The sequence below is a fragment of the Peptoniphilus grossensis ph5 genome, assembly GCF_000311825.1.
In the GTDB taxonomy this organism is placed as follows: Bacteria; Bacillota; Clostridia; order Tissierellales; family Peptoniphilaceae; genus Peptoniphilus_A; species Peptoniphilus_A hominis.
Window position 1 is genome coordinate 279,766 of record NZ_HE978567.1, and the last position, 18,665, is coordinate 298,430.

Consider the following 18,665-nt stretch of genomic DNA (forward strand, 5'->3'; position numbering starts at 1 on the left):
ACCGAACGAGTTCGTTCATTTGCCTTAAAACTAATACAAGGAAAACACCATTGATGTTTCCCTTGTAAAATACTTATATTTTATTTTTCTCTACTGAGGTCTTTGAAATAGTTCGCTTATTATTCCAAAGGCTTCACTTGAATTTGTTTTGTTTTCTCCCTTAATAATATAGTCATTATATATTGTTCCAACAGCTCCGTATAAAATAAAAGCTGCAAAACTTCTCACATTTTCTCTGTTTATTCCCATATTATTTTCTATTTTTTTATTTTCAATTCCTTCAATTATAAACTCTGAATAGACATCTATAAATTTTCCAATGTAATGAATTAATTCCCATAGCCTGTAAGAGTTATCTGTAATTGAATTCTCTTTCGAAAAATTATATCTTGTTGTAAATTGACCGATATCTTTTACTATAAGTTCTCTTACAATTTTTATTCTTTCTTCGTAATCCATTTCCTTATTTTGAAGTATATCCAACTTATTTTTTAGTTTTTCTTCAAAATATGTTTCCATACAAGCCAAAAAAATATCTTCTTTTGATTTGAAGTAATAATAAAACATTCCAGGTGCACCGTTAACTTCTGCGAGAATATCTCGCACAGAAACTTTTTCATACCCATACTTTTCAAAAAGTCTGGATGCTATATTTATAAGCTCCTGTTTTCTTTCTTCTGGATCTTTTACATTTCTCTTTGCCAAAATCTCACCACCTATTGACCGACACTCGTTCTTTAATAAAGATTATCATTTTCTTATACTTTTGTCAATAGTGCCCTGAAATTATATTCTGAGTATGGTATAATTTTATTTACTATAAATAAGCACGCTTAACGCTTATAGTCTTAATTACACAATAACAGGGTCTGTAAATAATTTTGTGTATCAACCTAAATCCTGTTTAAAGGGTAATGGTTGATACATTTTTTATGCTTCAATCATCATTGGTGTAGCTACAACTTTTTCTACATCAACATTTTTATCTTCTAGATTATCTTCAAAATTCCCATATTGATTTAGGAACGAAAAAAAGAGCAAGTGGTTTTTCTTGTCCACCTGCTCTAAATATTTTTCATGTTCAGAGACTTTAAATATTTCTTCCTATCAATTATTTAATTTCCATGATTCCGCCTTAGTTTTTGCATTTATAAGGTCAGAATAAAGTCCATTATTTTTAATCAGTTCTTCATGATTACCACGTTCTACTATTTCTCCATCTTTTAAGACTAAAATCTGGTCAGCATTTCTAATTGTCTTTAGTCTATGAGCAATCATTATTACTGTCTTATTTTTTGTTAATGATTCTATTGCTTCTTTAAGCTTATCTTCATTTTCCGGGTCTATATTTGCTGTTGCTTCATCAAAGATTATGATGTCCGCGTCTTTTAACATAGCTCTTGCAATTGAGATTCTTTGTTTTTCTCCACCAGATAGGCTTGCTCCACCTTCCCCAATGATAGTGTCATATCCTTCTGGTAAAGCTTCTATAAATTCATGGCACCTCGCCTTCTTTGCAGCTTCTACAACCTCTTCATGGCTTGCATTTTGTTTTCCAAATTTTATATTGTTTTCAATAGTGTCTTCGAAGAGATAGACGTCTTGAAATACCATGGAAATTGAATTCATAAGGTTTTCTATCTTATAGTCCTTAATATTCTTTCCACCTATTAAAATTTCTCCAGAATTTACATCCCAAAATCTTGCTATTAGATTACAAAATGTTGTTTTACCAGATCCAGATGGTCCAACAATAGCAGTCATAGTATTTTCTTTTATCTCTGCTGATACATTTTTTAAAATTGGTCTATCATCATAGGAAAATGATACATTTTTAAAGACTATGTTGTGATTTTTTATTGGCTCTGTAATACTTCCTTCTCTCATATCAGGCATAGAGTCGATAAAACCTACAGAATCTATGGCATTTTCGCAAGCTCTTAGGATTGCCATGTTTGATCCTGCCCCGATTAAGCCTTCAAAGATAATAAAGGATGCCATAATCATAAGAATTGTTTCAGCAAGTGGAAGTTCACCTGATAAATTTAATTTTAATGATACATAGACCATAGCTACTGTTGTTATTCCCATTACAATTCTTTGGATAACTGTGTAAGGTGCTACAGATATTTCTAAATCTAAAAGTATATTTGATGTATCTTTTATAGACTTTCTTAAAGCCCTGTTATTTTCTCCACCAAGATTATAGGATTTTATAACCTGCATTCCTTGTAAAGTTGCTAATACTTCTTTTGTAAGTCTTGTTTGTGTTTCTGTCATTTTGTCTGCATTAGCTGATGATTTTTTCTCCATCATTGATGTAACGATGAAAAATACTACCACACCTGCTACAGCAACCAGTCCTACCTTTACGTTAAAAATTAAAGTTCCAAGGACAAAGACTAAAGTATTTAAAACTCCACCAAGTACAAGAACCAAAAGCATAGGCACCCACATTTCTGCTTGGGAAAGTGAAGATGTAGCAATAGTAGTTAATCTTCCTAGTGAAAAGCTTGAAAAGAAACCCATAGGAACTCTTTTTATTTTTTCTCCTATTTCAATCCTCTTATGAGCTGCCATAAAATATCCAGCGTGTGTTTGTGCCATTTGTGATGATTTTTGTGTCATTATCTTTCCAACAAGGGATATAACTAATATTCCAAGACAAATAAAGATAGCCTTATAGTCTAAAGTTTTAGAGAATATATTTACTAGCATATAGTAAATTGCACCAAACTCAAGGGCATTAAATACTGCGTGCAAAAATCCAGCGAGAATGGATTTCTTAATATATACCTGTTCTTCTTTTGAAAAATTCCATATCTTTTTAAACACATTAAGCATTTTCATCACCCCTTAAATTTGCAGCATACATTTCCTTATAAAGTTCTGATGACTTTAATAGTTCTTCATGAGTACCATAAGAATTTAATTTTCCATCTTTAATAACAAATATCCTATCTGCATCAACAATTGTCTTTAACCTATGAGCGATTATGATTAAAGTTTTACCCTTAACTAGATTTGCCAAGGCGTTTTGTATGAGAGCTTCATTTTCAGGATCTATATAAGAAGTTGCTTCATCTAAAATTACGATTGGTGCATTCTTTAGCATGGCACGAGCAATAGATATTCTTTGTCTTTCTCCTCCAGATAGATGACCTCCACCTTCACCAACTCTTGTATCATAACCATTAGATAGATTCATAATAAAATCATTGCAGGCAGATTTTTTACATACATCTATAATTTCTTCGTCAGAGGCATTCTTATTTCCAAGCCTAATATTTTCCTTTATAGTCATATCAAAGAGGAAATTATCTTGGGATACAAAAGAAATAAGTGAAGACAAGTTTTCGAGCGACACATCTTTTGTTTCTACTCCGCCAATTTTAATAGATCCCTTATCTACATTCCAAAATCCAGCAATGAGTTTTGCTATTGTGGACTTGCCTGACCCAGAAGGACCAACGAGTGCTGAAACATTAGATTCTCTTATTTCCATAGAAAGATTATCAATGACTTTCTTTTTTCCATCGTAAGAAAAGTCTACATCTTGAAGTTCTATATTATAGGATTCTATTTTTTCTCCCTTGTCAATATTTTCTAACTCTCTTGAATCTAAAATCTTTCCTATTTCAGAAGTTATAGTTGATATTCTTGACATATCATCCATATAGTTCATGATTTTTAAAATGCTAGAAACCGTAGCAAAGGATAAGACGATTAAGGTAATTAAATTTCCTAAATCAATACTTCCCTTTATATAAAATAAAATCCCAAAGGGTATGATTGTAATAATTCCCATAGGAGAAAGTAATCTACCTATGGCAACCCTATTCATAGATTCACCCATCCAGTTATAATAAAAGCTTGCATTGTCATAAACTGCATCAGCATATTTTTTATAAGATGATTCGCTTTGATTAAATGTCTTTATTACTTCTATCCCATTTATATACTCAACAATAGAATTATTCATGTGTTGACCAATGGCAACTGACTTTCCAAACATTTCCTTATAATGAGCATTCATAACAGACATCATAATAGACATTCCTACCACAAATGGAATTAGTGATAGCAAGGTCAATCGCCAATCTAAGGTAAACATATAAATAAATAATAGAAGAGGTCCTACTAAGTTTGCCGTAAATTCCGGCACTAGGTGGGCAAGTGAAGTTTCCATAGAATCAACTTGCTCAACTATAATATTTTTTAATTCTCCTGAAGATCTTGAAAGAACATCTCCCAGTGGCATCTTAAAAAGTTTTTTAGAAATATCATTTCTGATTTCTCCTAATGAGTTAAAAGTTGCGGTATGGGAAATACTTGTTGATATTCCTGCTGCCACTTCTTTAATAACAAATGTTATGAAAATACTTATACAAAGTGGAGTGTATAAGCTCATATCCCTTATGCCATTAATCAAATTCACAATAATTTTCGCCATAAAAATATAAGAAAAAAGACCAGCCACTACTCCAATTATTGCCAGTAAGATTGACATAAAATATGAGCCTTTTCTCTTTTTTACATATTGTTTTATTAGATCCATCAAATCCCCTCCTTAATAAAACTTCGTAATAATAAGATAGGTCTATCCATTCACTACTTTATAGATAGACCTGCCTTAAATTCAATTTATTAACCTATTCTCATTTAGCTTTTACACTATAAATATTGAAAAATTGTGGTGTACTTGTAAAATCATATCCACCAATTTTGTCATTCCTATACAAAATCATTTCTTTTGAATAAGAAAGAGGCAAATCCATAGCGTTTTCGTTTGAATATACTATAGCTTTTTGTATATTATCTTTAATCTCCCCTTCGTTTGTAGAAGTGGAAGCCTTCTTTATTGCATCAATATATATGTTTGAATCAGAAAGTGCTTTTAACGGCATCAAATGTGGATCCATTTCAGTGATTGATTCTTGTAAGAACTTATGAGGTTCAGTATAAGAACCCTCTGTATTCCAGGTTGTCAAATGGAATTCTCCCTTTATACCATCTGTCCACCATGACATTTGATCTTTTTCAACTAGGTCAACATCTATACCTACTTCTTTTAATTGCGTCTTTATTGCAAGTGCAGTTTCCTTAGCAAGTACTAAATCTGACCAGTAAACATATTGAAGCTTTAATGGACTTCCGTCCTTTTCTCTAATTCCTGTATCTTTATTGAGTTTCCAACCCGCTTCATCTAACAAGCTATTTGCTTTTTCAGGAGCATAACTATAATTAGTTGGATAATTTGCATCACAATAAGCTACATCTTTAGGGAATAAAGTTTCAGCTACATCTTCATATGAGTATGTTAAACTATCGACAATGTCTTTTTTGTTAATTGCATAATTAATTGCTTGGCGAACTTTTAAATCTTCTAATTCTTTTTTACTTGGATTTAAAATTAGATTCTTAGTCAAAGTCCTATTTTTATTGACTTCTCCAGTAACATCCTTAATTTCAGAACCTTTTTTGAAGTCATCATAATTTATTAAATCTGCTCCATAAATTAAATCTATTTCGCCCTTATTTAAGGCTTGAAGTCTTGAGGAAGCATCGGGAATATATTTGACAATAACTTCATCATAATAAGGTTTTTCCCCATGATAATTTTCATTTCTAACAAATTTTGTATATTCTCCAGATTTAAATTCTTCATATACATAAGGACCTGTTCCTATATTTTTGTTAAATGTCTCAAAGTTTCCCTCAGTAAATGACTTTGGAGATGGCATCCCCAATACATTTTGGAAACAAAAACCACTTATATAAAATTTAGACGGATTTTCATAGTGAATAGCAATCGTATTATCATCAATAACTTCTGTTGATTTTATCTCTGCAACAGCCCTAATGCCTGCAAAATTAGGGTTTGACTTATCAAAATCTAATATCTTTTTTACTGCATCAGCATTAAAATCTTCACCATCTGAAAACTTTACCCCGTCCTTTAATTTAAAGACTAAAGTTTTGCCATCATCTTTATATTCAAAGCTTTCAGCAAGTTTTGGTACAATTTCACCGTTTTCATAAGCTACTAGGGTTTCATAAATTAAACCACAAGCCATATTATTTTCCTTATTCATTGTTAAAGTCGTAAGGTTTGTCAGTTCTTTAGCAGTACATAAGGTTAAAACCTTCTTGCTTTCATCTTTTGTGTTTTCACTTGCTACATTTGAATTTTCTTGTGCTTTTTCTTGATTCTTTTGGCAACCTCCTAGTAAAATTGAAAAACTAAATACAAGTGCCAATAAAACCATCATATTTTTTCTAAGTTTGATCATTTCTATCTCCTTTGCAATTTTCCTTCTCTAAATATTTTTCCTTTCTTTATTTCTATGATATAATCTGAAATCTGTTTTGCTTGATTTGTATCATGAGTGATAAAAATATAAGAAATACTATACTTAGATTGATAATAAAAAAGTAAGTTTAATACTTTTTCAATCGTCAGTAAGTCAAGCCCAGCTGTAACCTCATCTAGTATTAAAAAATCAGGATTAACCATAAGGGCTCTTATAAGCGACAATCTTCTTTGCTCACCTCCAGATAGTTGGTGAACGGGCACATCTAATATTTCCTTTTTTAAATGTAAATCCTCGCAAAATAATAACACCTTTTCCTTTCTTTCCTTTTTCGACAAGTTTGTTAAATTAATAAGCCCTTCTTCCAAATTTTTAAAAGTGCTTATACCAGGATTTAAAGTACCAGATGTATCCTGGAAAACAGACTGGATATTTTTTCTATATTTCCTTATTTTTTTAATTTTAATTTTGAGATATCTACAGAATCATATAGTATAGATCCTTCATCTATTCTTTCTAATCCTATCAATGCTTTTGCAATGGTACTTTTACCAGATCCGCTTTCACCAATTAAACTTAAGTTATCTCCCCTTTTTAGTGAAAAGGAAATTTGATCTAGAGCTTTAAATGTCCCTTTTACTGTTTCAAAAGAAAGGCTAACATTACTCATAGCTATTTCGTCCATTTCCATTCACCTCCAGAATCTAATATTTTCTGACTACAGATAACAAATTTTCTTGTCCATTCTTCTTTAGGGCTTTCAAATATATCTTCACTACTCCCCTTTTCTATAAGGCATCCATTTTCTATCACATAGATGTAATCGCTATATTTTTTAAGAATATCAGCCTCGTGTGTTATTAACAAAATTCCTTTGCCTTTGAAATTTGCTTTAATCAATTCAAAAAATAATGATGAGTTATAATTGTCTAAGGCTGATGTTGGTTCATCAGCAATTATATAATCAGTATTTAGTCCCATAGATATCGCTAAAATAACACGCTGAATCATGCCTCCAGAGAGTTCAGTTGGATATGAATCTAAAACTCTTTCATATTCAAGATTGACGCTTTTGAGCTTATCTTTTGCTATACTTAATGCTTCTGATTTATTTATATTAAGATTAGCAATATATATTTCAACCATTTGACTTTTTATCTTTTTTCTTTTGTCAAAAGAAATCATGGGAAGTTGAGGAATAAAAGCGATGTTTCTATTGTTGCTATTGATATTGTCTTTTCCCAATATATCGAAATCATCTATAGTAATAGTTCCAGAACTTACTTTTAAATCCTCTGATAAAATCCCAAGTATTGTGTTTACTAATGTAGTCTTCCCAGCACCACTGGGTCCAGTGAGACCAATAATTTTTCCCATAGGGATTCTAAGAGAAATATTATTTAAAAGATTGTTTCCTTTTTTATCTGTAACTTGTAATTGATTAACCAAAATCATATCTTCACCTTCTATTCGCTTCTTTTGCAATAATATTAAAAGACATTGTAGTAATAAAAACTGCAAAAATCGGGTAAATTATGAGTTCTGGCTTAATAAATATTGAATCTCTCGCTTCTAAAATCATAGAACCCCACTCCACAACATTTTCTCCAAGTCCAATTCCTATAAATGAAAAACCAGTAATTGCTAAAATCATATCCGCACAGGACAAACAAATATAATGAACTAAATCTAATAATATATTTGGTAGTATATGAACTAGAACCAACCTAGTCTTTGAAGCACCTAGTGAAATCATACAAGTGCAATAAGCTTTATCATATTCAATATTTATTTGAGTTCTAACAAGTCTTAAAAATCTCAATATATATGAAACAACCAAAGCGATTAATGTAGTTTTTATTCCATTTCCCCAAGATGCTATAAATATGATTAAATAAGCAATTGGTGGTATAGCCGTTACAGCATTAATAATCGAATCTACTATTACATTCTTTTTCATGGTAACTTTTGACGTTAGTGTTCCCAAAAGCAAACCTAAAGTAAAAACAATAATTGATGCCGTCATAACCATAAATAATGTAGTTTTCCCCCCGTACAGTATTCTCGATAAAACGCACCTACCCATGCTATCATTTCCCAAAAGATACTTAGAACTTGGATTTGCAAATCGAAGGGGAAGATTAACTTCTAAGGGATCATTAGGGGCAAAAAAACTTCCAAAAAATATAAATAAAATCACTAGGAAAGGAAATAATGTCCTTTTGTTTATTTTCATTAATCTCCCCTTTCCTTTATCAAAAGATCGTTTATCAAATCTGATATTATATTAGCAAGTGCAATAAATAATGCTAGAAAGAAAACCAACCCATGAATCATAGTTGCATCACGATTTATTACAGAATTTACAATCAAATATCCAAATCCTGGAATAGAAAAAACTCCCTCAACTATTGCCACATTTGCAATCATAAGTCCAATACTCTGAAAGAAATTTGGAATTAACTTTACTATTGAGTTTGGCAATATATATTTCACGAACAAAGTAAATTCCTTTAGACCATTTGCTCTAAAAAACATAATATAATATTCACCATTCTCTTTGTCTAAAGCATCTTTAAATAGTGGATAATAAAAAGAAGCCCCAAATATCCCTAAAGTTATTGCAGGAAGTAGATAGTTTGTAATGCCAATATTACCTGCTACTGATAGCAAATCCCACTTTACTGCAAATATATCAAGTAAGATAATAGCAATATAAAAGCTAGGAATTGAAACACCAATAAGGCATAAAAGATTTATAAGCTTATTGATTATCTTGCTCTTCCATAAGAAAGTAATACATCCCAAAGATAAAACCAAAATTACCTGCAATATTGCGGAAAAGAAAACAACAGATAAAGTTTTTGGCAACGCCAACATTATATTATCCCAGACTGGTTTACCATTGCTTAAAGACTGTCCTAAGTCTAGAGAAAAAAGATTTTTAATCCAGTTAAAATATTGCTTATATACAGGTTTGTCAAAACCAAATCTTATTCTTACTTCTTCAATTTGCTCAGGTGATGGACTTCCGATATGTCTTTTAGCATATGCAGTGGCTGGATCGACGGGAGATAATTTCATTAAAACAAATGATAAAACACTAACAATTAATAATGTAATTATTAGCTCATAAAATTTTTTTAAAAATGTCTTTTTTGTATTCATCTTTATACCATAATTTAAGATCAGCCTAATAATTCAGGAAATTTATTTTTCAAATATTCTTCTAACATCTTTTTGATTGTTTCTTTATTTTCAATAAAAATTTCTTTTTGATTTAAACTTTCATATCCTAAAATCAAAGTATTTACAAAGGTCACTAAAAACTCATCTTCAAAAATAGATGAGAGCTTATCGTTTGGAGGAAATGCAGACGATAAAATTTCTGTGTTTGTTTCTTTTAAATTTTCAAACATTTCACACAATCTTTTATCTTCATTTTGTAGTTTCAAAAAAATTGCATATATGCTTTTAAATTCATTTTCATCATAAATTCTTTCCATCATCATCTCAGTAATTGCGTCTAAACTCGTTAACTTAGATGTATCGATAGTTTTGCTTTTCTCTCCTCTATATTTGATGCCTAATTTCATAAAATCATAAATCATTTCGTAGGTTGATCCATAATGATAGTAAACACCACCTTTACTTAAACTTACTTTTTCTATAACATCTTCCATAGTTGTATTTTGGAAACCCTTATCTAAGAAACATTTCTTTGCCGCTTCCAGAATTTCTAACTTCCTTTTTTCTCCAACTTTCAATTTTTTATCATTCAAAACTTTATCTCCTGTCAATAAATAATTCCGACGCTATCGTCAGTTTTATTGTAGCTCATTTGATAATTAATTTCAATACATGGATTATTTTAAATTTTAGTAATCTTATTTAAGATATTTGCTTGAATGCCCTTTATACTTCTTTATTAATTTCTTTAAATGCGGTATAATTAACAGAACTTAATAAACGCTTAACGCTTATAACTTTAATAGCAAGCACAGTAAGTGTACGGACACTTACGAAAAAATTAATGGAGCAGACCTTTACGGAATGCTCCATTTTTTAATTTTTACCTTGTTAGGGAGAACCCTAAGACCCCGAAATACACCTAAAGGAGGAAATACCTATGGCAAATAGAATACGAAATGAACGACTTGAAATTAAATTAACTGAAGAAGAAAAGACTCTTTTTGAAGAAAAACGAAAACTTGCGAAGTGCAGAAATATGAGCCATTTTATCCGCAAGTGCGTTTTAGAAAAAGAGATTTATCAAGTTGATTTAGAGCCTTTCAGAGATCTACAAGGCTTGCTTTCCAATGCCACAAACAACATAAATCAGATTGCAAAGCAAGTTAATTCGACAGGCATAATCTATAAAGAGGACATCAATGACATGAAAAAAGAGATTGAACATTTCTCAAAAGAACTGTGGCAAATTCATTCTCTACTCCTTAACAGAACTTCCGGAGGTGATTAGTTTTTATGGCTATTACAAAATACATCCCATAAAATCGACTCTTAATCTTGCTATCGACTACATTGTAAATGGAGATAAAACAGATGAGCAGATTTTAGTCAGCACTCATAAATGCCATCAAGAAACTGCCCATACACAATTTTTAAGGACACGAAATGATGCAGGAACAAAGGGAAATGTTCTTGCAAGGCATCTTATTCAATACTTTTTATCGGGAGAAACCACGCCTGAAATAGCACATCAGATTGGTATGAAACTCTGTAAAAAATATTAAGAAATGAGTACGAATTTGTCTTATCTACTCACATAGACAAAGGACATATTCACATTCACATCATTTTCAACAATGTAAATATGGTAACGGCGGATGCTACCTGTCTAATAAGAAAAGCTATCATCAAATCCGTTATTAGAGCGATAAACTATGCAAAGAAAACAACCTATCTGTCATTGATGAGTTTTACGAAAGTTACAAGAAAAAAATACCATCATGCAAAAGTATTCTTACTCCAAATCTACTATGGACGAGCTTTATAAAATACGAAAGAACTATGGTATTTACATGGGTAAAGAGATGGAGAGATATCGTCTCTCCATCTCTATTAACTATTTTATTTTTTTAAATGATATATATCTTCAATATAATTTCCTGGAAAATCCTCAATGTTTAATTTGTACATATTTAAATACTCTTGAATTTTGTCATCAGATAATGAATCTAATTCGTATTTTCTGATTTCTTTTACAAACTTTTTTAGATTATCTTTTAGCTTTTTTAAACCATTCCTTCTCATCACGAAAACTTTCTCATTAAAATCCGCATCATGTGCTAACTGTTTAGTAGGAATTATCATTATACGCAAAACATCTACAAGTTCCCCATACTCTTCCTTAAACCATCCACAATGATTATTAAATTGGCCTACTTCAGATTTTTTTATAGCACTTCGATTTTCGTTCACTTCATTTTTACACTCAAAAAAAACATATTTTTTATTTGAAACGCACCATAAATTATCCGGACCCTTTCTAATTTCTTTATCTGGGCGTTGACTAACATAGCCTAAAATTTCGCCTAAGTTTTTTAATGCAGATTCAAATTTTTCAGCCGCAATGCCAAAAGAAAGATTTTCTATCAGTTCATTTATATAAAGATTAAATTCATCAAAACTGTCATATTTTCCAATATATCTTTTGAATCTATTTATTCTATTTTCATTCAGAAAAGAGATTTTTGAATATGCTATTCCCTCTTTAGGCTTTAATAATTGAGGATTCTTTTTAAATGCGGACTTTTGAAGTATTTTTGATTTTTCCTCTGAGTACATATATGCATATCTTGCCATCTGCTCTAAATACCAGCCTTTTTCTAAATCATCATTGATAAACTTATCAATGAATTTTTGTGTCCTGTCTACAGCAAGTTCATATTCTCCTTGTGAAAATAACTTTTCTAATTCATTTTCTTCTGAGTATCTGTTATAAATTTTATTTTCTACGTTATCTTGAATAATTGCATTCATTTCACCAGTGTAATACTCTTTCCACCCTTCATCCCTTTTGAGAATTTGATTTATTAGTGAAACAATCTGCTTCATAGGCTGATCTTCTTCACTAATTTCTTCTTTTGCCATTTTTGCGACTTCAAACCCAATCTCTATTTGTTTCTGTGTCTGGGCAGAAAAATATTTTCTTGTTAACACTCCTCTCATAAATTTTTCTATATCAGATCCTATTACAAGAATAGCACAATAATCTTTTTCTCCTCGAACAGCCCTTCCTAATCCTTGTTCAATCTTTTGTGCTATTTTTTTATTTATAATTTCACTATTAGGGCAACATTTTTCTTCATATCTATCAGAGAAGTTGTCTAGAAATGGCATTGAATCCATTATCAAAACTCTGCAGCTTTCATCTGGCAAATCAATCCCATCATATCTATTATTTATCACAACGGTTTTTTCAAAATTATTTTTTCTTAGATCATCTATCACAGAAAATAATTCTTGATTATTTTGTGGAAGTTTTGAACCTAATTTACTGTAATAGATAGCTCTTTTTGTATTAGGAACTATAGCGACGATACCAAACTTCTTAACATTTATTGATGCAAATTTAGTTGCAACTAAGTCTCTATCACAGGTTTCATCTATTAATGATGGCATCAATATCATCTTTTCACCAGACCATCTTAATTGTGGATACACAATCGGATTAGCCACTGCATCAGTTGAAAAATTCAAACCCTTGACAAAAAAAATATCTTCTTGAGTCGTTGCAGACATTAAAATTCTTCTCTTAGCTTTTGAAAATGTCCCAAATTGTTCTACGTTAATGTTATATGGAGCAATATCAATCTTACTTCCTGAAATAAAACAAGAATATTCTATTATTTTATCCTTCATCAATGGCCACACAAACTTAATTTCATCCATATTGGTAAATTCAGATAGAATAGATAAAAGTTCAGTCCTTTTACTATTCCATGCCCAGTATGGAACCATCATGAAAGTTTCGTATTCTCCAGATTTAATATCTAAATAGCTACCCTCACCTTGCTCTATTAAATCATCTGAAAACAAAGTGAGTATCCTACCGTAAATATCCTCGTTTCCATTTTTATTTCTATTAATGGTTAAAGTAAATGAATTCTTTATGACATCTATACACGCATGGGAATCATCTAGAATTATTGTATTTGTCTTTGTGAAGTTATTTCCTAATCCAAAAATTGATTTTCCATTAAAAATTTTATGAGCATGTGTAATTAAAATTTTTTCACCTGATAAAAACTCATTAGGGATTTCATTATTATTATCAATTTCACAAAATGGAATACCGAATTTTTCAGCTTCCCAACAAACCTGTTTGACTAAATAAATATTAGGACAAACATATATACATGGCCCCTCTCCTAAATTAAGTGCTGATTGTAGTATTAGTAAACCAATTAAAGTTTTCCCTTCTCCAGTATGAAGCTTTACAATAAGATCTCTTTCATCTTTTCTATTGTTATACCACTCTTCCAAAGCATATTTTTGAACGGGTCTCAAAGGACCTGCAATACTCTTTCTATCAAGCGTATTATATAAATCAATAGGATTGGTAATTTTCGCCTTACTTTTTAAAGCAATTTTTTTCTTAAAATCTACCATTTTTAGTACCTCCATTTAATTTTATCATTTTCATTTATTTTCATTTATTTTCATTTATTAATAAAAATGTATCCCACAAATAGCGAACAAGAGTTATACTTGCTCCAACAGATAATTCTGCATGTCGTTTTGTTAATCCATTAAATTTTGCAGAACGACCATGCCCACTTCCATAATGATTTCTTAATTCAATTATTCCACTACTTAAACCATTAAGACTCCCTGTAATTTGTTTCACAATTTTTTCTTCTTCTAAATCCATCGCCACGCCTTTATTGGGAATATTCAATGAACTTAGAGTTTGTTTTACAAGTTGTCCCATATTTATTGAATCTTTTATAATTTCACCATTGCTTTCAATGATTGTTTTACAACAACTTTCTAGTAATTCTTTTGACTTTCCTATTGCTTCTGTCGGATTTTCATCACACATTGCTACCATCAAATCTATTTGCTGATTCATATATTTACTAGAAAATTTTTTCTTTAACTCTTCTGATACTTTAGAAAATTTCTTAGAATGTTTCTTTTCTCTTTCAATAATTTCCTTACACTTATTATAAAGAGATTTGTATGTGCTTCCGTTATAAGCTTTATCATCTGATTCTATTTCTAAGGAATATCGCACTTCATAATATTCCAATAAATCATCTAATAATTTTACTACCTTATCATCATCTCCTTCATTTATAAATTCATTTAACGACTTACCCTTTGATAAATTATATGTCTCACATAAAGCTATTCCTACACTATGCAATGTGAATTCGTCAAATCTATATGTAGAAAAATCTAAAACATACCCACCTCTATTTAACAAATCATTAAAGTATGTTCTTTCAATATAACTAATCATAAATTCCTCCAGTTTATTAAATTGTTCCAAGTTATATTAAGAATCGAACTTAATACACTCTACTATTTCCTCAATATCACAATCCAAAGCATTGCAAATTCTAAGCAAAACATCTGTAGTTACATTTTGCCCATTCTTCATTTTGTAAAATGTACTTTTACTAACTTTTGCTTTTTTCATCAATTCATTATTTGTCATGTCTAAATCTATCAGTTTTTTAAATAATCTTTTATAACTAAAAGTTCTCACTATACCCTCCGTAGAAAAATTATATTTATTATATTATACCATTAAATGTTTTTTAAAGAACGAAAATAGTCTCTTTTTAAGTAATATTTGAATTATAAAAAAGAAGCAGAATAATTCCACTTCTCATACTTAATATTTTCTTGTCTGTAATATTCCAAACAGTGTTTGGAATATTACATCTCATTTATTCTATTTGAAATAATTCTCACTACATCAACAACCTTATCAAAGGTCAGATCTCCAATATAATTATTTTCACTCAGATATACTTCCCACAAGGATCTTTGGTATGAATCTTCTTTTATGTCCTAGATTATTTCCTCATAGTCTTTGATTATCTCCTGACTTCCTCTTTTGTCGGAAGTTCTTTCTATTGCTTCTTTTAAAATTTTATAATCTATCTCATCTTTTTTTAATTTGTAGAGGGTGTATAGGTCATAAAAGTCTCTCATTCGTGTTGTTGTTATATTTCTTCTGATTATGGTTTCGTATTTTTCAGCTAAAATTGTTTCTAATTGGTACGCCATTATTTTTATATATTCTTGGCTAAAGATACAGGGATAGGTGTATTCTATTTTCCTTGGTGTAATTGCATCTCCTGTTGTAATGTCAGGTTTCATTGGATTTTTTACTCATTCCTATTTTTACTAATAGACATCAAAAGAGCACCTACCATTTGATAGATGCCGTTAAACAAATTTAAATTACTCTTTTACTATAGGAACCCATAATTCCATTTGATAATCTTCTGAATTAGGGTCTCCATCTCCATATACTTCAAAATCAGGACTTTCATCATGTCTATATCCTTCTTTAGGGAAGAAATATGAAATAATATACTTCCATCCTTCGTGAATGCACTTTGGTATAGGACCTTCTAAGCTTACAATGGCATACTCTTTTTCAGGAATGCTGAGTATGTCTAACCCTAACTCCTCAGCTTTTACTTCATCCGTTAAATCAAAACCAGCTAAGTATATAAATGAATCTTCTTCGTCCATTATATAGTCATATCCTACGCCATAGATTTGACCATTACCAAACTCTTCAAATTTTTCTCTTGGTACTTTTTCAACCAGTCTATCCCAAACTTTTGGGAAATTTGAACTTTTAGTTACATCCGATTTAATACCAGCTACTTTAAACGCTTTCTTTTTCTCAATCTTAATATCCATTTGATTTCCTCCTTGAACTGAAATTGAAAAGTAGATTCTTGGGAAATATTGATACTTTTCTCCTTTTTTTACTTGACCTGGAGTTAGCTTATGAAAACTTTTAAAAGCTAAGGCAAAAGAATCCTGAGAATTATAACCATATTTTATTGCGATGTCTATAATTCTTTTATCTGAATTTTTTAAATCAATTGCAGCATTTGTCATCTTTCTTAACCTTATATATTCAGATAATGAATATCCTGATATGATTGAAAATATTCTTGAAAACATTGGAAATGAATATCCTGTTATCCGTGTTATTTCTTTTTCATCAAGTTCATCAGTTAAGTTATCTTCAATATAGTCTATTGCTAAGTTAAAAGATTTCATTATATCCATATTTCTACCACCTTTCATTTAAATTGTACAAGGATTTATTAAATTATACCCGATAATGCTAATACAAATATTATAGCATCACATGTTTATACTATTTTTCTTCTCTGCCAGACTTCTTATCTTGCTCTTTATACTCTCGATATTAATCATGATAATACCTCCATATATTTTCTAACCTCATCTTCTATTTTAAATAGTCTACTGTATTTTATGAGTCGTCTTAGATTTTTATTTTGTGATTTAAAGTATCTTTTTATAGCTTCTGTGAAAATCTGTTTATCTATTTTTTCTCTGTCGATTATGATGTCGCAAATTGTTCGATCTATATCATAAACTGGTATGAGATTGCCTTGCGGTGATTTTATTTCTGTTTTTCCAAGTTCGTATAAATCTTTTTTTACATAATGAACTTGTAGATCCTCATATCTCTTTTTAATATGGCTTGCATTATAGCCTTGGGGGACAGATATATGAAATACATTTGGGGTCCTGTCGGTTAAGTCGTGGAGATATAGGGCTGTTTGATGGGAAAATATAATTCGATTACTATTAGATGATATTAAAATAAAATCGTCTATTACTTTTCCTTTTAATTGATATAGACCTGGTCTTAATCTTTCTAATTGTCCGATTTTGGTTAATTCTGATAGATTATGCCTAGTATATCCAAGTTCTTCTGCTTCTTTGTTAGTTATTACTAAATTTTCTTGTATATATTCTTTAAGTGTATTCATAGTCCGCCTCCTCTCGTCTTCGCTTTTATTGTGTGTTATAAAAGCGAATATGTAAAGTTATCTTGTGAGTGTTTTCCATTTTTAAAAAAGGATGTAACGAATCCTTACTCCCTTTCTAAAATTATTCTTTCTTAACTCAATATTACTAATATTATTATAGTTACTCTCCGATTTTCGGATTTCTAGAAATCTGTTATTCGGAGTTCTTGAATTCCGATTTTCGGAAGTCTGGACTTCTGCTTATCGGAAATCAGATTTTGTATTATTAGTTATATTTAAAATTTATATATACTCACTTCCTGAAAAAAAGAGCAGCCTTTTAAGCTACTCTTATAGAAAGTACAAAATGAGTTTATCTTATTAATTTTTTCTTTGTGTTTCCTCATACTAGTCTTAAAACAACTCTTACATCCATGTAGTTTTTTTGAGTCTTTTTGACGTATCCTTCTTCATCTTTATCAAAGACAAAATGCTTATAAAACTGCTTAAAATGGAGGATTTCTAAATTTACATCTTTTGTATCAACGCTATAGTCTCCACGTGGCTTGAGTGGTCTGTATGGATAAAATTTGAGATTTTTCAAAAGCCTCGTATGTGGGAATATATCTATGATATAAATTCCTTCTCTCATTACATAATATACTATTAATAAGCAAAGAAAAATAGCCCTATATCACCTTTACTTTATAATGGAAAATCTGCCCTTATCTACAAGTCGATTATCTTAAAAAATCTTCTAATAACAACTTCAGTTTTTTCAATATATTATTCTTACGCCATTGTATAGCTTGATAACTCACTTTCTTTATTCTTGTAATACTCGAAAGAATTTCATCCTGAAAGTACAAACGCTCAATGATGCCCCTTTCTTCTGCATTGAGTCTTGAAATTGTATTTCTGACTGCTTCAATCATCATCTGTGTTTCAACAATCTTTTCTACATCAACACTTTCATCAACAATATTATCTACAAAATGTCCGTCATGATCCAATGATGAAAAAAGAGCAAGTGGTTTTTTCTTTCCACCTGCTCCAAATACTTTTCGTGTTCTCTTTCTCGCCAGTAGACTTTATAAATATCTTCACTGACTTTGACCTTTTGTCCGTTGATATAAAGGTAATATTTTTTTGGCATATATGCTTCCTCCATTTCTTTTTGTCTGCGTTTTAAAACAAAAAAAGGAGGACTCCTGCACCTTGGCATAAGAAGTCCTCTAAAACGAAAGAAACTTGTTCTTCCTTTAATTATATTTAATTGTTTAGACGAGCATATGGAAAGACAAACAGCTATAAAGCTTATAGGAAAAAGGACTATTTTTATTGT

The 18,665-nt window shown here is 30.4% G+C and carries 17 protein-coding genes and 5 pseudogenes; 2 read left to right on the forward strand and 20 right to left on the reverse strand.

The features are described from left to right. Nucleotides 1-90: 90 nt before the first annotated feature. The 11 genes and pseudogenes from HGPG_RS05610 to HGPG_RS05650 all read right to left on the reverse strand — a co-directional run bounded on the left by HGPG_RS05610 (nucleotide 91) and on the right by HGPG_RS05650 (nucleotide 10,096). Nucleotides 91-705, reverse strand: coding sequence for a TetR/AcrR family transcriptional regulator (locus HGPG_RS05610; protein ID WP_019125083.1), 615 nt, complete (start codon nucleotides 703-705; stop codon nucleotides 91-93). A 228-nt stretch (nucleotides 706-933) separates the two neighbouring features. Further along, nucleotides 934-1,098 (reverse strand): annotated as a pseudogene (locus tag HGPG_RS10495) (sigma-70 family RNA polymerase sigma factor); the annotation flags it as partial. A gap of 9 nt (nucleotides 1,099-1,107) precedes the next feature. After that, entirely contained in the window at nucleotides 1,108-2,844 is a 1,737-nt protein-coding gene (locus HGPG_RS05615) for an ABC transporter ATP-binding protein (protein WP_019125085.1), read from the reverse strand. Further along, nucleotides 2,837-4,558 carry an ABC transporter ATP-binding protein gene (locus HGPG_RS05620; protein WP_019125086.1) on the reverse strand — a complete coding sequence of 574 codons (1,722 nt, stop codon included), beginning with the start codon at nucleotides 4,556-4,558 and terminating at the stop codon, nucleotides 2,837-2,839. The genes HGPG_RS05615 and HGPG_RS05620 overlap by 8 nt, the downstream gene beginning before the upstream one ends. Before the next feature lie 100 nt (nucleotides 4,559-4,658). Further along, nucleotides 4,659-6,293, reverse strand: a complete 1,635-nt coding sequence (locus HGPG_RS05625) for an ABC transporter substrate-binding protein (RefSeq protein WP_019125087.1) — start codon at nucleotides 6,291-6,293, stop codon at nucleotides 4,659-4,661. Nucleotides 6,294-6,295: 2 nt separating this feature from the next. Further along, nucleotides 6,296-6,781 (reverse strand): ATP-binding cassette domain-containing protein, encoded by a 486-nt coding sequence (locus HGPG_RS10500; RefSeq protein WP_315969240.1) that lies wholly within the window; start codon nucleotides 6,779-6,781, stop codon nucleotides 6,296-6,298. Further along, nucleotides 6,763-7,005: an ATP-binding cassette domain-containing protein gene (locus HGPG_RS10505; RefSeq protein WP_019125089.1), complete on the reverse strand. Its 243-nt coding sequence runs from the start codon at nucleotides 7,003-7,005 to the stop codon at nucleotides 6,763-6,765. Before HGPG_RS10505 ends, HGPG_RS10500 begins: the two co-directional genes overlap by 19 nt. Next, on the reverse strand, nucleotides 6,987-7,769 hold the full coding sequence (locus HGPG_RS05635) for an ATP-binding cassette domain-containing protein (RefSeq protein WP_019125090.1): 783 nt from the start codon (nucleotides 7,767-7,769) through the stop codon (nucleotides 6,987-6,989). Before HGPG_RS05635 ends, HGPG_RS10505 begins: the two co-directional genes overlap by 19 nt. A 4-nt stretch (nucleotides 7,770-7,773) precedes the next feature. Next, on the reverse strand, nucleotides 7,774-8,550 hold the full coding sequence (locus tag HGPG_RS05640) for an ABC transporter permease (protein WP_004816322.1): 777 nt from the start codon (nucleotides 8,548-8,550) through the stop codon (nucleotides 7,774-7,776). Then, on the reverse strand, nucleotides 8,550-9,482 hold the full coding sequence (locus HGPG_RS05645; RefSeq protein ID WP_019125091.1) for an ABC transporter permease: 933 nt from the start codon (nucleotides 9,480-9,482) through the stop codon (nucleotides 8,550-8,552). Before HGPG_RS05645 ends, HGPG_RS05640 begins: the two co-directional genes overlap by 1 nt. A 20-nt stretch (nucleotides 9,483-9,502) precedes the next feature. After that, nucleotides 9,503-10,096 carry a TetR/AcrR family transcriptional regulator gene (locus HGPG_RS05650; protein WP_019125092.1) on the reverse strand — a complete coding sequence of 198 codons (594 nt, stop codon included), beginning with the start codon at nucleotides 10,094-10,096 and terminating at the stop codon, nucleotides 9,503-9,505. A 347-nt stretch (nucleotides 10,097-10,443) separates the two neighbouring features. Between HGPG_RS05650 and HGPG_RS05655 the strand changes: the two genes are divergently transcribed. Together HGPG_RS05655 and HGPG_RS05660 are read left to right on the forward strand one after the other, a co-directional pair. Further along, a complete protein-coding gene (locus HGPG_RS05655) occupies nucleotides 10,444-10,794 on the forward strand; it encodes a plasmid mobilization protein (RefSeq protein ID WP_019125093.1) in 351 nt (116 codons plus the stop codon). Then, nucleotides 10,790-11,276, forward strand: a pseudogene (locus tag HGPG_RS05660) (relaxase/mobilization nuclease domain-containing protein); the annotation flags it as partial. The gene HGPG_RS05655 and the pseudogene HGPG_RS05660, both read left to right, overlap by 5 nt. Nucleotides 11,277-11,405: 129 nt before the next feature. Here HGPG_RS05660 and HGPG_RS05665 read toward each other — a convergent pair. From HGPG_RS05665 to HGPG_RS05700, 9 genes and pseudogenes are all read right to left on the reverse strand, one after another. Then, on the reverse strand, nucleotides 11,406-13,949 hold the full coding sequence (locus HGPG_RS05665) for a DEAD/DEAH box helicase (protein WP_019125095.1): 2,544 nt from the start codon (nucleotides 13,947-13,949) through the stop codon (nucleotides 11,406-11,408). A gap of 40 nt (nucleotides 13,950-13,989) precedes the next feature. After that, entirely contained in the window at nucleotides 13,990-14,805 is an 816-nt protein-coding gene (locus tag HGPG_RS05670) for an abortive infection family protein (protein ID WP_019125096.1), read from the reverse strand. 36 nt (nucleotides 14,806-14,841) lie between these two features. Continuing rightward, on the reverse strand, nucleotides 14,842-15,054 hold the full coding sequence (locus HGPG_RS05675; RefSeq protein WP_019125097.1) for a helix-turn-helix domain-containing protein: 213 nt from the start codon (nucleotides 15,052-15,054) through the stop codon (nucleotides 14,842-14,844). 173 nt (nucleotides 15,055-15,227) lie between these two features. After that, nucleotides 15,228-15,683, reverse strand: a pseudogene (locus HGPG_RS05680) (nucleotidyl transferase AbiEii/AbiGii toxin family protein); the annotation flags it as partial. A gap of 75 nt (nucleotides 15,684-15,758) precedes the next feature. Beyond that, on the reverse strand, nucleotides 15,759-16,607 hold the full coding sequence (locus HGPG_RS05685; protein WP_019125099.1) for an AraC family transcriptional regulator: 849 nt from the start codon (nucleotides 16,605-16,607) through the stop codon (nucleotides 15,759-15,761). A 146-nt stretch (nucleotides 16,608-16,753) separates the two neighbouring features. Then, nucleotides 16,754-17,341, reverse strand: a complete 588-nt coding sequence (locus HGPG_RS05690) for a type IV toxin-antitoxin system AbiEi family antitoxin domain-containing protein (protein ID WP_019125100.1) — start codon at nucleotides 17,339-17,341, stop codon at nucleotides 16,754-16,756. Between the two features lie 108 nt (nucleotides 17,342-17,449). Further along, nucleotides 17,450-17,572, reverse strand: a pseudogene (locus HGPG_RS10645) (replication initiator protein A); the annotation flags it as partial. A 151-nt stretch (nucleotides 17,573-17,723) separates the two neighbouring features. Continuing rightward, complete coding sequence (locus HGPG_RS05695; protein WP_147629754.1) at nucleotides 17,724-17,972, reverse strand: hypothetical protein; 249 nt, start codon at nucleotides 17,970-17,972, stop codon at nucleotides 17,724-17,726. A gap of 88 nt (nucleotides 17,973-18,060) precedes the next feature. Further along, nucleotides 18,061-18,476 (reverse strand): annotated as a pseudogene (locus tag HGPG_RS05700) (sigma-70 family RNA polymerase sigma factor). Nucleotides 18,477-18,665 lie beyond the last annotated feature (189 nt).

Bases quoted from the DNA above. Each gene is read 5' to 3' on its own strand.
- HGPG_RS05615 (WP_019125085.1), bottom strand. From the start codon at position 2,844: ATGCTTAATGTGTTTAAAAAGATATGGAATTTTTCAAAAGAAGAACAG.
- HGPG_RS05620 (WP_019125086.1), bottom strand. From the start codon at position 4,558: ATGGATCTAATAAAACAATATGTAAAAAAGAGAAAAGGCTCATATTTT.
- HGPG_RS05625 (WP_019125087.1), bottom strand. From the start codon at position 6,293: ATGATCAAACTTAGAAAAAATATGATGGTTTTATTGGCACTTGTATTT.
- HGPG_RS10505 (WP_019125089.1), bottom strand. From the start codon at position 7,005: ATGGAAATGGACGAAATAGCTATGAGTAATGTTAGCCTTTCTTTTGAA.
- HGPG_RS05635 (WP_019125090.1), bottom strand. From the start codon at position 7,769: ATGATTTTGGTTAATCAATTACAAGTTACAGATAAAAAAGGAAACAAT.
- HGPG_RS05640 (WP_004816322.1), bottom strand. From the start codon at position 8,550: ATGAAAATAAACAAAAGGACATTATTTCCTTTCCTAGTGATTTTATTT.
- HGPG_RS05645 (WP_019125091.1), bottom strand. From the start codon at position 9,482: ATGAATACAAAAAAGACATTTTTAAAAAAATTTTATGAGCTAATAATT.
- HGPG_RS05655 (WP_019125093.1), top strand. From the start codon at position 10,444: ATGGCAAATAGAATACGAAATGAACGACTTGAAATTAAATTAACTGAA.
- HGPG_RS05665 (WP_019125095.1), bottom strand. From the start codon at position 13,949: ATGGTAGATTTTAAGAAAAAAATTGCTTTAAAAAGTAAGGCGAAAATT.
- HGPG_RS05670 (WP_019125096.1), bottom strand. From the start codon at position 14,805: ATGATTAGTTATATTGAAAGAACATACTTTAATGATTTGTTAAATAGA.
- HGPG_RS05685 (WP_019125099.1), bottom strand. From the start codon at position 16,607: ATGGATATAATGAAATCTTTTAACTTAGCAATAGACTATATTGAAGAT.
- HGPG_RS05690 (WP_019125100.1), bottom strand. From the start codon at position 17,341: ATGAATACACTTAAAGAATATATACAAGAAAATTTAGTAATAACTAAC.
- HGPG_RS05695 (WP_147629754.1), bottom strand. From the start codon at position 17,972: ATGAGAGAAGGAATTTATATCATAGATATATTCCCACATACGAGGCTT.